The sequence below is a fragment of the Pigmentiphaga kullae genome (assembly GCF_004216695.1).
Taxonomy (GTDB): domain Bacteria; phylum Pseudomonadota; class Gammaproteobacteria; order Burkholderiales; family Burkholderiaceae_B; genus Pigmentiphaga; species Pigmentiphaga kullae.
In genome coordinates this window covers 1,646,165-1,659,310 of the sequence record NZ_SGXC01000001.1, presented here as the reverse complement: position 1 = coordinate 1,659,310, position 13,146 = coordinate 1,646,165, and the positions used below count along the sequence as shown (strand labels likewise).

20 protein-coding genes are annotated in these 13,146 nt (G+C 64.7%); 1 reads left to right on the top strand and 19 read right to left on the bottom strand.

The genetic code is table 11. The features are described from left to right. Nucleotides 1–175: 175 nt before the first annotated feature. From rpsD to EV675_RS08125, 17 genes are all read right to left on the bottom strand, one after another. On the bottom strand, nucleotides 176–799 hold the full coding sequence (gene rpsD / locus EV675_RS08205) for a 30S ribosomal protein S4 (protein ID WP_130356787.1): 624 nt from the start codon (nucleotides 797–799) through the stop codon (nucleotides 176–178). A 320-nt stretch (nucleotides 800–1,119) separates the two neighbouring features. Further along, nucleotides 1,120–1,521 (bottom strand): 30S ribosomal protein S11, encoded by a 402-nt coding sequence (gene rpsK / locus EV675_RS08200; protein ID WP_087838298.1) that lies wholly within the window; start codon nucleotides 1,519–1,521, stop codon nucleotides 1,120–1,122. Nucleotides 1,522–1,550: 29 nt separating this feature from the next. Continuing rightward, a complete protein-coding gene (rpsM, locus tag EV675_RS08195) occupies nucleotides 1,551–1,916 on the bottom strand; it encodes a 30S ribosomal protein S13 (protein ID WP_087838299.1) in 366 nt (121 codons plus the stop codon). A 42-nt stretch (nucleotides 1,917–1,958) separates the two neighbouring features. After that, entirely contained in the window at nucleotides 1,959–2,072 is a 114-nt protein-coding gene (gene rpmJ, locus EV675_RS08190; protein ID WP_087780027.1) for a 50S ribosomal protein L36, read from the bottom strand. Nucleotides 2,073–2,108: 36 nt separating this feature from the next. Continuing rightward, nucleotides 2,109–2,327, bottom strand: a complete 219-nt coding sequence (gene infA, locus EV675_RS08185) for a translation initiation factor IF-1 (protein ID WP_087780026.1) — start codon at nucleotides 2,325–2,327, stop codon at nucleotides 2,109–2,111. A gap of 7 nt (nucleotides 2,328–2,334) precedes the next feature. Beyond that, nucleotides 2,335–3,660 carry a preprotein translocase subunit SecY gene (gene secY, locus EV675_RS08180; RefSeq protein WP_087838300.1) on the bottom strand — a complete coding sequence of 442 codons (1,326 nt, stop codon included), beginning with the start codon at nucleotides 3,658–3,660 and terminating at the stop codon, nucleotides 2,335–2,337. Between the two features lie 17 nt (nucleotides 3,661–3,677). Continuing rightward, nucleotides 3,678–4,109, bottom strand: a complete 432-nt coding sequence (gene rplO / locus EV675_RS08175; protein ID WP_130356786.1) for a 50S ribosomal protein L15 — start codon at nucleotides 4,107–4,109, stop codon at nucleotides 3,678–3,680. 10 nt (nucleotides 4,110–4,119) lie between these two features. Next, nucleotides 4,120–4,308, bottom strand: a complete 189-nt coding sequence (rpmD, locus tag EV675_RS08170; RefSeq protein ID WP_130356785.1) for a 50S ribosomal protein L30 — start codon at nucleotides 4,306–4,308, stop codon at nucleotides 4,120–4,122. A gap of 3 nt (nucleotides 4,309–4,311) precedes the next feature. Then, nucleotides 4,312–4,833, bottom strand: coding sequence for a 30S ribosomal protein S5 (rpsE, locus tag EV675_RS08165; protein WP_087838303.1), 522 nt, complete (start codon nucleotides 4,831–4,833; stop codon nucleotides 4,312–4,314). Nucleotides 4,834–4,844: 11 nt separating this feature from the next. Further along, entirely contained in the window at nucleotides 4,845–5,210 is a 366-nt protein-coding gene (rplR, locus tag EV675_RS08160; protein WP_130356784.1) for a 50S ribosomal protein L18, read from the bottom strand. Nucleotides 5,211–5,228: 18 nt separating this feature from the next. Beyond that, complete coding sequence (rplF, locus tag EV675_RS08155; protein ID WP_130356783.1) at nucleotides 5,229–5,762, bottom strand: 50S ribosomal protein L6; 534 nt, start codon at nucleotides 5,760–5,762, stop codon at nucleotides 5,229–5,231. A 9-nt stretch (nucleotides 5,763–5,771) separates the two neighbouring features. Further along, a complete protein-coding gene (rpsH, locus tag EV675_RS08150) occupies nucleotides 5,772–6,167 on the bottom strand; it encodes a 30S ribosomal protein S8 (RefSeq protein ID WP_087838306.1) in 396 nt (131 codons plus the stop codon). Nucleotides 6,168–6,178: 11 nt separating this feature from the next. Continuing rightward, nucleotides 6,179–6,484, bottom strand: a complete 306-nt coding sequence (gene rpsN / locus EV675_RS08145; protein WP_087838307.1) for a 30S ribosomal protein S14 — start codon at nucleotides 6,482–6,484, stop codon at nucleotides 6,179–6,181. Between the two features lie 11 nt (nucleotides 6,485–6,495). After that, nucleotides 6,496–7,035 (bottom strand): 50S ribosomal protein L5, encoded by a 540-nt coding sequence (gene rplE, locus EV675_RS08140; RefSeq protein ID WP_124687627.1) that lies wholly within the window; start codon nucleotides 7,033–7,035, stop codon nucleotides 6,496–6,498. 15 nt (nucleotides 7,036–7,050) lie between these two features. After that, nucleotides 7,051–7,368, bottom strand: coding sequence for a 50S ribosomal protein L24 (gene rplX / locus EV675_RS08135; protein WP_130356782.1), 318 nt, complete (start codon nucleotides 7,366–7,368; stop codon nucleotides 7,051–7,053). A gap of 10 nt (nucleotides 7,369–7,378) precedes the next feature. Continuing rightward, the gene (gene rplN, locus EV675_RS08130; RefSeq protein WP_087780015.1) at nucleotides 7,379–7,747 is read right to left on the bottom strand and encodes a 50S ribosomal protein L14; all 369 of its coding nucleotides are present in this window, start codon (nucleotides 7,745–7,747) and stop codon (nucleotides 7,379–7,381) included. A gap of 303 nt (nucleotides 7,748–8,050) precedes the next feature. After that, nucleotides 8,051–9,043 carry a LysR family transcriptional regulator gene (locus tag EV675_RS08125; protein ID WP_130356781.1) on the bottom strand — a complete coding sequence of 331 codons (993 nt, stop codon included), beginning with the start codon at nucleotides 9,041–9,043 and terminating at the stop codon, nucleotides 8,051–8,053. Nucleotides 9,044–9,152: 109 nt separating this feature from the next. Between EV675_RS08125 and EV675_RS08120 the strand changes: the two genes are divergently transcribed. Continuing rightward, entirely contained in the window at nucleotides 9,153–10,331 is a 1,179-nt protein-coding gene (locus tag EV675_RS08120) for an MFS transporter (protein WP_130356780.1), read from the top strand. A gap of 10 nt (nucleotides 10,332–10,341) precedes the next feature. On the opposite strand, the gene EV675_RS08115 is transcribed toward EV675_RS08120, so the two are convergent. After that, on the bottom strand, nucleotides 10,342–11,292 hold the full coding sequence (locus EV675_RS08115) for a dioxygenase family protein (protein WP_130356779.1): 951 nt from the start codon (nucleotides 11,290–11,292) through the stop codon (nucleotides 10,342–10,344). 40 nt (nucleotides 11,293–11,332) lie between these two features. Further along, nucleotides 11,333–12,871 (bottom strand): glucan biosynthesis protein G, encoded by a 1,539-nt coding sequence (locus EV675_RS08110; protein WP_130357950.1) that lies wholly within the window; start codon nucleotides 12,869–12,871, stop codon nucleotides 11,333–11,335. Nucleotides 12,872–13,146 lie beyond the last annotated feature (275 nt).

Sequence of the window (13,146 nt, the reverse complement as noted above, 5' to 3'; positions counted from 1 at the left end):
CTTCCTTATTCCTTATCAATACCCTCGGCTCGTTACACCGATAAGGCTGGGGGAAAAATAGGCCCACCCCTACGCGCTCCGCGCGCCCCTCAAGGGGCGGCACTGGCGGACCGGCAAAGCCGGATCCTCTGTGCCCAGGGATGGGAAAGCCGGCACCTAGAGCCGGCTTCAGTTATTAGCGCGAATAGAGTTCCACGACCATGGATTCGTTGATGTCGCGGGCGACATCGGCGCGGTCCGGGGCCTGCTTGAACGTGCCTTCCAGCTTGGTCGCGTCGACGCTGACCCACTGCGGCATGCCCTGGCTGGAGGCCAGTTGCAGCGCTTCCTGGATACGGGCCTGCTTCTTGGCCTTCTCACGGACGGTGATCACGTCGCCGGCCTTGACGATGATGGACGGCACGTTGGCGGTGTGGCCATTCAGCATCAGCGCCTTGTGGCTGACCAGCTGGCGCGCTTCGGCGCGGGTCGAACCGAAGCCCATGCGATAGACCACGTTGTCCAGGCGCGACTCGAGCAGCTGGATCAGGTTTTCACCGGTGTTGCCCTTGCGGCGCTCGGCTTCTTCGAAGTACTTGCGGAACTGCTTTTCCAGAATGCCGTACATGCGCTTGAGCTTCTGCTTCTCGCGCAGCTGCAGACCGTAGTCCGAGGTACGGGCACCCGAGGTGCGGCCATGCTGGCCGGGCTTGCTCTCGAGCTTGCACTTGGAATCCAGCGAACGGCGGGCGCTCTTCAGGAAGAGGTCCGTGCCTTCGCGGCGGGAAAGCTTACATTTGGGGCCAATATAACGTGCCACGATGTATCCTTTTCTCTGTCAGGCCATGCACACGCATGGCGAGGAGTTTGCCTTGGTCTTTTACGTTCGATGAACCAGAACGCGGCAAACGGTGGTCTTACTCGGCGCGCCCGACCCATGCCGGCCGCGCCCCCATAAAACAATAAAAACTACATACAGCAAACAGCAAAGCCCACCATTCTACCGCGCTTTGCCCGAATCCCCCACAGCGAGCGGCCCAAAGGGCCGCTAAGCGAAAGACCCAGGGCACCGCGGATCCGGCTCCGCCGGTCCGCTAGTGCCGCCCCCTGGGGGGCGCGCGTTAGCGCGTAGGGGGGGGCCTAGATCCTTCTACGCTTCGGCGGACGGCAGCCGTTGTGCGGCACCGGCGTGATGTCGGCGATGCTGGAGATCTTGATGCCCAGGGCGTTCAGGGCGCGAACCGACGATTCGCGGCCGGGACCGGGGCCCTTGATACGCACTTCCAGCGTCTTGATGCCGTATTCCATCGCCACGCGACCGGCGGACTCCGCCGCGACCTGGGCCGCGAACGGGGTGGACTTGCGCGAGCCCTTGAAGCCGGCGCCGCCCGACGTCGCCCACGACAGGGCATTGCCCTGGCGATCGGTGATCGTGATGATGGTGTTGTTGAAGGACGCGTGAACGTGCGCGATGCCGTCCGAGACGTTCTTCTTGACTTTCTTGCGAACGCGCTGGGCGCCGCTGTTCGGGGATTTCGCCATTTCTGGATCCTTGACTGGGTATCAGCCGATTACTTTTTGAGCGACGCGGCGGCGCGACGCGGACCCTTGCGGGTGCGGGCGTTCGTACGGGTACGCTGGCCACGCACGGGCAGGCCGCGCTTGTGGCGGAAGCCACGATACGAGCCGAGGTCGATCAGACGCTTGATCGACAGTTGGATTTCACGACGCAGATCGCCTTCGACGGTGAAGGTGTTGATCTGTTCGCGAATCCGCTCGAGCTCGGCGTCGTTCAGATCCTTGACCTTCTTGTTGCTCGGCACGCCGGCCACTTCGCAGATCTTGCGAGCGCGCGAACGGCCAATGCCGAAGATAGCCGTCAGACCGATTTCGGTGTGCTGATGCGGCGGAATGTTGATGCCAGCAATACGGGCCATAACGTTTCCTTGAATACCTTTAGCGTAGAACCGAGCCTAGGCTCAGCCCTGACGTTGCTTGTGGCGCGGGTCGGTGCAGATGATCCGCACCACGCCCTTGCGCTTGATGACCTTGCAGTTCCGGCAAATTGCTTTGACCGATGCCATTACTTTCATGATTGACTCCTAATTCTTACCCGGCAGGCCCCAGGCCTACTTCGAGCGGAACACGATTCTTGCTCGCGATAGATCGTATGGGGTCAGTTCGACCGTCACACGATCCCCCGGCAGGATGCGGATGTAATTCATCCGCATTTTTCCCGAGATATGTCCCAGCACGACATGGCCATTCTCGAGCTTGACACGAAACGTTGCGTTGGGCAGGTTTTCCAGGACCTCGCCCTGCATCTGGATAACGTCGTCTTTGGACATTTTCTCGTTACCGCACCGGTAGATTTCCACCCTTGAAGTTCGCCTTCTTGAGCAGAGAATCATATTGGTGCGACATCACGTAAGCCTGCACCTGGGCCATGAAATCCATCGTGACCACAACGATAATCAGCAAAGACGTACCACCGAAGTAGAACGGAACGTTCCACCTCAAGACCAGGAACTCCGGCAGCAGGCACACCAGCGTGATGTAGATGGCGCCGCTGAACGTCAGGCGCATCAGGATCTTGTCGATGTACCGCGCGGTCTGCTCGCCCGGACGGATACCCGGGACGAACGCGCCGCTCTTCTTCAGGTTGTCGGCGGTCTCGCGGCTGTTGAACACGAGCGCCGTGTAGAAGAAGCAGAAGAACACGATCGCAATGGCATACAGCGTGATGTACAGAGGCTGCCCGGGCGACAACGCGGCGGCCAGGTCCTTCAGCCAGCGCAGGCCGTCGCCGCTCGAGAACCAGCTGACCACCGTAGCCGGGAACAGGATGATCGACGACGCGAAGATCGGCGGAATCACCCCGGCCATGTTCAGCTTCAGCGGCAGATGCGAGCTTTGTCCGCCATACACCCGGTTGCCCACCTGGCGCTTGGCGTAGTTGACGACGATCTTGCGTTGTCCGCGTTCCACGAACACCACGAAAGCCGTCACCAGCACCACCAGCACGACGATGAACAGCGCCGTCAGGACGGCCATCGCGCCCGTGTTGACCAGCTCGAACAGCCCGGCCAGCGCATGCGGCAGGCCGGCCGCGATACCCGAGAAGATCAGGATCGAGATGCCGTTGCCCAGGCCCCGCTCGGTGATCTGTTCACCCAGCCACATCAGGAACATCGTTCCCGTGACGAGCGAGATCATCGTGGTGGCCCGGAACATCAGGCCAGGATCGATGACCAGCCCGGGCTGCGATTCCAGCGCGACCGAAATGCCGACCGACTGCACCAGCGCCAGCGCCAGCGTACCGTAGCGCGTGTACTGCGTAATCTTGCGCCGCCCGGCCTCGCCTTCCTTCTTGATCGCTTCCAACGACGGCACGATGACCGTCATCAGCTGCATGATGATCGACGCCGAGATGTACGGCATGATCCCCAATGCAAAGATCGAGAAACGCGAAAGCGCACCGCCCGAGAACATGTTGAACAGGCCCAGAATCCCGCCCTGGTTCTGATGGAACAGGGAGGTCAGCTGGACCGGATCGATCCCGGGAACAGGGATGTGCGTACCGATCCGGTACACCACCAGGGCGAGCAACAGGAAGACCAGCCGGCGCTTCAGGTCGCCGTACTTGCTGCCGGTCTTGCCCAGTGCGTTCGCATTAGCCAAAGCTCAGTCCTCGGTTATCAGACCAGGGAGCCGCCGGCGGCTTCGATCGCCGCCTTGGCACCGGCCGTCGCCGTCATGCCCTTGAGCACCACCTTGCGGGAGAGCTCGCCGGTCTTGATGACCTTGACGTAGCGGACCTGCTGGCCGACCACGCCGGCCTGCTTGAGCGCCTGCACGTCGATTTCCTCGACCGGCAGGGCTTGCAGTTCGGACAGGCGGACCTGCGCGTACAGGTGCTGGCCCAGCGACTTGAAGCCACGCTTGGGCAGCCGGCGCTGCAGCGGCATCTGGCCGCCTTCGAAACCGACCTTGTGGAAGCCACCCGAACGGGACTTCTGACCCTTGTGGCCGCGGCCGGCGGTCTTGCCGAGGCCGGAGCCGATACCACGACCGACACGGCGCTTGGCGTGCTTGGCGCCTTCGGCGGGCTTGAGCGTATTGAGTTGCATGCTAGACCTCTCAGGCTTCCGACACGGTGATCAGATACGACACCTTGCGGATCATGCCGCGCACTTCGGGCGTGTCGACCAGGACGCGCGAGCTGTTCAGCCGGCGCAGTCCCAGGCCACGGATCGTGGCGCGGTGCGATTCGGGCGTTCCGATAGGGGAACGCACGAGCGTCACTTTGACGTTTTTCTTCGTCGTCATGGCTTACCCCAGGATCTCTTCGACCGACTTGCCGCGCTTGGCGGCGACGTCTGCCGGAGTCGAGCTTGCGCTCAGACCGTTGAGCGTCGCGCGCACCAGGTTGTACGGGTTGGTCGAGCCGAGGCTCTTGGCCACCACGTTACGAACACCCAGCACGTCGAAAATCGCGCGCATCGGACCACCGGCGATCACGCCGGTACCTTCGACGGCGGGCGAGATCAGAACGGTCGAGGCGCCGTGCTTGCCGACCACGTTGTGGTACAGGGTGCCGTTCTTCAGGGGCACCTTGACCATCTTGCGGCGGGCTTCTTCCATCGCCTTCTGGACCGCGACCGGGACTTCCCGGGCCTTGCCCTTGCCCATGCCGACGCGACCGTCGCCATCGCCGACCACCGTCAGCGCCGCGAAACCGAGGATACGACCGCCCTTCACGACTTTCGTGACGCGGTTGACGGCAATCATCTTCTCGCGAAGACCGTCGTCGCGTTCCTCAGCCGCTGCATTCTTACCTTGCATCTTGGCCATGTAATCCTCGCTTAAAACTTCAGGCCGGCTTCACGCGCGGCATCAGCCAGGGCCTTGACGCGGCCGTGGTAGCGGAAACCGCTGCGATCGAACGCGACGGTCTCGATACCGGCAGCCTTGGCCTTCTCGGCCACGCGCTTGCCCACCAGGGTTGCTGCGGCCACGTTGCCGCCCTTGCCCGAATCGCCAGCCAGTTGCTGACGGACTTCGGGTTCGACGGTCGAGGCACTGACCAGCACCTTATCGCCTTCAGGCGAAATGATGTTTGCGTAGATGTGCAGGTTGGTGCGGAACACCGACAGGCGATGCACGCGCAACTCGGCGATCTTCCGGCGGGTAGGTACCGCGCGACGCAAACGAGCTTGCTTCTTGTCCATGATTCGTCCTTGCCCGCCTTATTTCTTCTTGGTCTCTTTGATGATGACCCGCTCATCCGCGTAGCGCACACCCTTGCCCTTGTAGGGCTCGGGGGAGCGGTAGGCGCGGATTTCAGCGGCCACCTGACCAACCTGCTGCTTGTTGGCGCCCTTGATGACCACTTCGGTCTGCGAGGGGCACTCGACTTTCACGCCGGCAGGCATCTGGTGCACGACATCGTGCGAGAAACCGAGCTGCAGCTTGACGGAATCGCCCTGCGCCTGGGCACGATAGCCCACGCCGACCAGGGTCAGCTTGCGTTCGAAGCCCTTGCTGACGCCGGTCACCATGTTGTTGACCAGGGCCCGGACGGTACCGGACATGGCCTTGGCTTCGCGGCTGTCGTTGGCGGCGACGAAAGTCAGCTTGCCGGCGTCTTGCGCGATCGTGACCTGACCGGTCAGGGCCTGGGCGAGCGTGCCCAGGGGACCCTTGACGGTGATCTGGTCGGCAGCGATCGTGGCTTCGACGCCCTTGGGCAGCTCGACGGGATATTTAGCTATACGCGACATGTCGACTCCTTACGCCACGTAGCAGAGGACCTCGCCGCCCACGCCGTTGGCGCGCGCCTTGCGATCGGTCATCACACCACGGGAGGTGGACACGATGGTCACGCCCAGGCCGTTCATGACCTGGGGAATGGAATGACGGCCCTTGTAGATGCGCAGGCCGGGCTTCGAGACGCGTTCGATGCGCTCGATGACCGGACGGCCGGCGTAGTACTTCAGGGAAATTTCGAGTTCAGGTTTGCCATCATTGGCCTTGACCTCGAAACCGTCGATATAGCCCTCGTCCTTCAGCACGGTGGCAATCGCCACCTTCAGCTTCGAGGAGGGCATGGACACGGACGCCTTATCTACGCGCTGCGCATTGCGGATGCGCGTCAGCATATCGGCGATCGGATCGCTCATGCTCATGAATGACTCTCCTACCAGCTGGCCTTGGTCATGCCCGGAACTTCACCGCGCATAGCCATCTCGCGCAGTTTGTTACGAGCCAGACCGAACTTGCGAAACACGCCACGGGGGCGACCGGTCACCGCGCAACGGTTGCGCTGGCGGGTGGGGTTGGCGTTACGGGGCAGCTGCTGAATCTTCAGGCGAGCCTGGTAACGTTCTTCGTCCGACTTGGACGCATCGTCGACGATAGCCTGGAGCGCGGCGCGCTTGGCGGCATACTTGGCCGCCAGCTTGGCACGCTTGATATCGCGGTTGATGAGTGAAAGCTTAGCCACTATTTCACCCCTTAATTACGGAACGGGAAGCGGAAGGCCGACAGCAGCGCCTTGGCTTCTTCATCGGTCTTGGCCGTGGTCGTGATGCTGATGTTCAGCCCACGAAGCGTGTCGATCTTGTCGTACTCGATCTCGGGGAAGATGATCTGTTCTTTCACACCGATGTTGTAGTTGCCGCGACCGTCGAAAGCACGGCCGGACACGCCACGGAAATCGCGCACGCGCGGCAGCGCGACGCTGATCAGGCGATCGAGGAATTCGTACATGCGGGCGCCACGCAGGGTCACCATGCAGCCGATCGGGTAGTTCTCGCGGATCTTGAAACCGGCGATGGCCTTGCGCGACTTGGTCACGACGGGCTTCTGGCCGGCGATCTTGGTCAGGTCGCCGGTGGCGTGCTCGATGACTTTCTTGTCAGCGACCGCTTCCGAGACACCCATGTTCAGGGTGATCTTGGTGATGCGGGGCACTTCCATCACGGATTTGTACGAGAACTGCTTGGTCAGGTCGGCAACGACCTTCTCGCGGTAGATGTCTTGAAGACGGGCCATTGTGTTTGCTCCCGCTTACGCTTTCGTCGCAATGGCTTCGCCATTGGAACGGAAGACGCGCACATTCTTGCCGTCGACTTTCTTCACGCCCACGCGATCGGCCTTGCCGGTGGCGGGGTTGAAAATCGCCACGTTGGACACGTGGATGGGCATGGTCTTGTCGATGATGCCGCCGGGCTGGTTGGCCATCGGATTCGGCTTCACATTCTTCTTGACGACGTTGATGCCTTCGACCAGGACGCGGTCTTCGGCAACGCTCAGCACGACGCCGCGCTTCGCCTTGTCCTTGCCGGTCAGGACGATGACTTCGTCACCTTTGCGGATCTTGTTCATCGCGGCACCTTTACAGCACTTCGGGCGCCAGCGACACGATCTTCATGAAACGCTCGGTACGCAGTTCACGCGTAACGGGTCCGAAGATGCGAGTGCCGATGGGCTCGAGCTTGGCGTTGAGCAACACGGCGGCATTGCCACCGAAACGGATCAGCGAACCGTCCTTGCGACGGACGCCCTTGGCGGTACGAACCACCACGGCGTTGTAGATTTCGCCCTTTTTCACGCGACCGCGGGGGGCCGCATCCTTGACGCTCACTTTGATGACGTCGCCGATGCCGGCATAGCGGCGCTTGGAGCCGCCGAGCACCTTGATGCACATAACCGAGCGCGCACCGGTGTTGTCGGCCACGTCCAACGTGGTCTGCATTTGAATCATGGTTTACCCTGTTCCAACTTAACCCGAAATGCCCGGCACCACCTTGTCAGTGAAAGCCAAGCCTTCCGATCAGTTTTGGTCCCGTCAGGCGGCAATGCGACTTGCGCACCCTGGGTTGAAATTCTGAAGCGGACACCGCAAGAACGCGGTGCCAGGCCAGTTACTACCCACCCCGGGCCCCCGCTTCCCGCCACGCGCAAGGCTGGCAAGAAGGCAAAAACCCATAGGTAAGCCAGCCATCATACCCGGCAAACCACCACTTAGCAAGCCTTTTGTCGGGATATCCCCCACAGCCGGCCGCCCTCATCCACCCGTCGGGGCCGCCGCTCCGGGCGTGCGCTCGGCGTAGCCCAGGTCGACGTTGGCCTGCAGGAAATCGAGCACCGCCCGGGTGCGGGGCGGCAGCCGGCCGGGCTTGCCCAGGTAGATGGCATGGATGGGTTCGAGATCGCCCGTGTTGTAGGGCTCGAGCACCGGCACCAGGCGGCCGGCCAGCAGGTCGGCCCAGGCATGGTAGACCGACAGGCGGGCCAGCCCGGCGCCGTTCAGGGCCAGCCGGCGCATGACCTCGCCGTCGTTGACGCGGACGATCTCGCCGATCTCGACCTCGATCCGGCGTCCGTCCACCGCGAAAGGCCAGCGCGGCACTTCGCGCGGATAGTTCCAGCCCAGGCGCAGGTGGGCGCCCAGGTCGTCGGGATGCGAGGGAGTGCCGTGGGCGGCAAGATAACCGGGACTGCCGACGACGACCTGGCGGGTGCGGCCCAGGAGCCGCGCCACCAGATCCGAGGCGGGCAGCCGCCCCCAGCGGATCGCGATGTCGACCCCCGCCTCCAGCAGGTCCACGACCTGGTCGGTGAAGCTCAGGTCCAGCCGCAACCCGGGGTGCGCCGCCAGCAGCCCGGGGATCAGCGGTCCCAGCAAGGTCTGCCCGGTCGACGTGCTGGCGGTGATGCGCACCAGCCCGCGGGGTTCAGCCTGCCCCGCCACCGAGGTTTCCAGTTCGTCCAGGTCGGCCAGCACGCGCTTGCCCTGCTCATAGTATTGGACGCCTTCCGCCGTCAGCAGCACCCGCCGCGTACTGCGTTGCAGCAACTGCACGCCCAGTCTCGCCTCCAGCCGGGACATGACCTTGCTCACGGCCGAGGGCGAGACCCCCAGCCGACGCGCCGCGGCCGACAGGCTGCCGCGCTCGGCCACCAGGACGAAGGTCTCAAGTTCGCCCGACCGGTTGGCCTCGCCGGGTGTCGGCGCAGGTCCGGCTGGATGGGGGGCCGCCTTCGAGGGAGTAGGCACAGCTTTTCCTTACAGGAACAAATGTCGTTCCATTATTCCACCTACACAAAGATCCCGCCCACCCCCACAGTGTCGCTGTCAACCGCAATCCGCTTACAGGACACTCACCATGCCGCTCTCTTTATTGGCGCTGGCCGCCGGTGCCTTCGGCATCGGCACCACGGAATTCATCATCATGGGCCTGTTGACCCAGGTCAGCACGGACCTGGGCATCTCCCTTCCCACGGCGGGCACGCTGATCTCGGGCTACGCGATCGGCGTCGCCGTGGGCGCGCCCGTGCTGACGCTGCTGACGCGGACCTGGCCCCGCAAGCGGCTGCTGCTGTCCCTGATGCTCATCTTCATCGCCGGCAACGCCGCGGCCGCGGTGGCGCCCGGCTATGGGTGGCTGATGGCCGCCCGCATGCTGACCTCGCTCACGCACGGCACCTTCTTCGGCGTTGGCGCGGTGGTCGCGACCGGCCTGGTCCCGCCCCACAAGCGGGCCTCGGCCATCGCGCTGATGTTCTCGGGCCTGACGCTGGCCACCCTGCTGGGCGTGCCCGCCGGGGCCTGGATAGGACAGCATTTCGGCTGGCGCTCGGCATTCTGGGCGGTGGCGGTGGTGGGCGTGGCCGCCTACGCCATCCTGGCCTTGTTCGTACCGCGCGACCAGGGCCGTCCGCAGCTCCCGCCGCTGGGGCAGGAACTGGCGGTACTGGGGCGCGTGCAGGTCTGGGCCGGACTGGGCATCACCGTGTTCGGGTTCGCCGGCGTGTTCGCGCTCTATACCTATATCGAACCGCTGCTCAGGCAGGTCACCGGCATGAGCGACAATCTGGTCGCGGTCACGCTGCTGCTGTTCGGCGCGGGCCTGGCCGCCGGCAACCTGCTGGGCGGACGCATGGCCGACCGCGGCGTCATGCGGGCGCTGCTGCTGACCACCGGCGGACTGATGGCGATCCTGGCGCTCGGCCCCTGGGTCTTCGGCCGGCCTCTGGTGGCCATGGCCTACACCGTCGCGCTGGGCACCGTGGCCTTCGCCACCGTCGCCCCGATGCAGATGCGCGTGCTGCAACAGGCAGGCCCGGCCGGCGCCACGCTGGTTTCCAGCCTGAACATCGCCGCCTTCAACCTGGGCAATGCCCTGGGCGCCTGGGTGGGCGGCCTGACCCTGTCGGGCCTGGGCCTGGTGTCGGTGGGCTGGGCCGGCGCCGCGCTCACGGGCGTGGGCCTGCTGCTGGCGCTGTGGAGCGGCAGGATGTCGGCTTGCGCGCCCTCCATCGGCCAGTCCCGGCAGTGCGCGTGAGGCCCGCCCGTCAGGGCCGCCGCGCCAGCACCTTCAGGACGGGCCGCTCGCCGTCCGCCTTGCCGGTGATGGGCGGCCGGGGCAGCCCGGCCTCGCCGGGCTCGATCACGAAATGGTGGTCCATGGAATACCACCGGCCCCGCACTCCGGGATCCGGCGCCGGCTCGGCGGCGCTGTCGTGCAGCACGTACTGTCCCACCAGGGCCTGCGTGACGCCGAACTGCACGTCGGTCTCCAGGTTGGGATCGTCGCTGGAATAGACCTGCGAGAACTGAGTCTTGAAGCCCGGCTTGTAGATCATGAAATGGATGTGGGCCGGACGCATGTTGTGCCGGCCCTGGGCCTGGATCAACTCGCCCACGGGACCGGTCACCGGGATCGGATAGCCGGCCGGCTTGATGCTGCGGAAGGCGATGCGGCCATCGCCGTCGGTGGTGAACTTGCCCCGCAGATTCATGTCGCCCTGCGACGGATCCTGGTTCTCGTAGAAACCCTCGGTCGAACTGTGCCAGACGTCGACCTCGGCGCCCGCGACCGGGCGGCCCTCGCGGTCGCGCACCCAGGCCTGGACGAACACCGGATCGCCCGGGGTGGGCGACCGCACGATGGAGCCGCCATTGGGCGTCTGGGGCGATCCCATCCGCCAGAACGGCCCCATCAGGTTGGCGGTGGTCTCGGTCTGGCCGTTGTCGCCGTTGTTCAGCAGACAGACCAGCGAGGACAACCCCAGCGATCCGGCGGCCAGCACCACCTCGTTGTGCGAGGCGGTGGTCGCCTGGCCCAGCCGTGCGATCACGCCGCACAGCTGGTGGAACTCCGTCTCGGTCAGCCGCGCCTCGCGCGCGAAGGCATGCAGGTGGCGGATGCCCGCCGACAGGATTTCGCGGAATCGCGCATCGGGCGCGCGGGCGGCCTCGGCCAGCACCGCGCGGGTAACGTCTTCCTGGTTCTTGATGATCATGGTGGGTCCGTCGGGAAACTCGGCTTGCGGACCCTCCAGGTTACCGCGCCGGCAGCTGATAGCTCCAGGTCTCGGTCAGGGCACGCTTGCCCTCGACCAGCGCGGCCCGCATCTCGACCGGCACCTTCGGATCCTTGACCTTGACCCGCAAAGTCAGGCGCCAGCCCTGGATGGCGGGATTGCGCTGCAGGACGTTCTCGATCAGTTCGGCGTTCTCGCCCACGCTGACCTCGGCGCCCACCGCCGCGTCGGGCGAGAGCCGCGCCAGCACCGGTCCCTCGAAGTCGACGATCAGGGCCGTGCTGCCGTCCAGGTGGCGGATCAGGTTGGCCTGGCGGATCTCGCCGTCTGTGCGCAGGGTCTGCTTGACCCAGCCCACGTCCTTTTCGATCAGCGCGGGTTCGTTCATCGTCCAGTGGATGCGGTAGTCGTGGCGCATGGGCTGCCCCTTGGGCGGCAGCACGTCGGGCGTCCAGAACGCGACGATGTTGTCGTTGGTCTCGTCCGCCGTCGGGATCTCGACCAGCTCCACCCTGCCCGGCCCCCAGTTGCCCCTTGGCTCTATCCATGCGCTGGGGCGCAGGTCGTAGCGGTCGGCCAGGTCCTCGTAGCGGGAGAACTCGTGCCCCCGCTGCAGCAGGCCGAAGCCCTTGGGATCCGTGACCTGGAAGGAACTGACCGACAGCGAGGCCGGATTGTTCAGGGGCCGCCACAGCCATTCGCCGCTGCCGGTGTGGATGGCCAGGCCGTTGGAGTCATGCAGCGCCGGACGGAAGTTGTTGCCCCGCACGCCCTGGTTCGGCCCGTACAGGAACATGCTGGTCAGCGGCGCGACACCCAGCTTGTTGATCTGGCCGCGCAGGAACACGCGCGACTCGACGTCCAGCACGGCGTCCTCGCCCGGGCGCAGCACGAAACGGTAGGCGCCGGTGGCACGCGGCGAATCCATCAATGCGTAGATCACCAGGAAACGGTCCTGGGGCTTGGGCCGCTCGATCCAGAATTCGCGAAAGCGCGGAAACTCCTCGGCCATGCCGTCCTTCCACGCGGTGTCCAGCGCCAGCCCGCGCGCCGACAGGCCGTACACCTGGCCCTTGCCGATTACGCGGAAATAGCTCGCGCCCAGCATGCTCATGATCTCGTCGTGCACGCCGTCGCGATTGATGGGATAGAGCACGCGAAAGCCCGCGTAGCCCAGGTTGCGGGTCGTGTCCGCATCGAAGGACATGCCGCCGAAGTCGAACTTGGCGGGGTCGTACCTGATCTCGTGGACCTGGCCGTCGACCACCTCGTTGATGCCGACCGGCGTGGAGAAATGCATGCCCTGGTGGTAGAACGCCAGCCTGAACGGCGTATCGCGGTCGTGCCACTCGAACTGGTCGCGGCGCGGCTGGATGCGCAGATAGTCGGCGAACTGCATCTTGCTGAAGGCCGGCGGCAGGTTGCTGACCGGTGCCTGGTAGGCCCGGTCGGCAAGCGCCCTGGCCCGCGCCGTCACGTCGTCGAGCGAAAAGGCGTGTGCCGCGGCCGCGCCCAGCAAGGACAACAAGACCGTGGCGATCCCGAGCGAGACAGGCACGAACCTGTCGCGCGCGAAGCTGGCTACGTCTGCAAAACCCACTAGTTTCTCCCTGGAACGATGTGGACGATGAAACCCCGAGTCGGGTTACGACCGCCCCCAGCCCCGATGATTCCTCGATCCTGGTGGCCTGGACGGCCGCGGTTGTAACAAGCCGTCTGCCGTGCCACCGCCCGCGCACCCCGCCGCCGCGCGGCGCGGGCGAAACGGAAAGTATCACAGCCGCGCGCCGCGCCAGCGCACTCGGGCGCAGAATCGCGCCGTGCACCCGTACA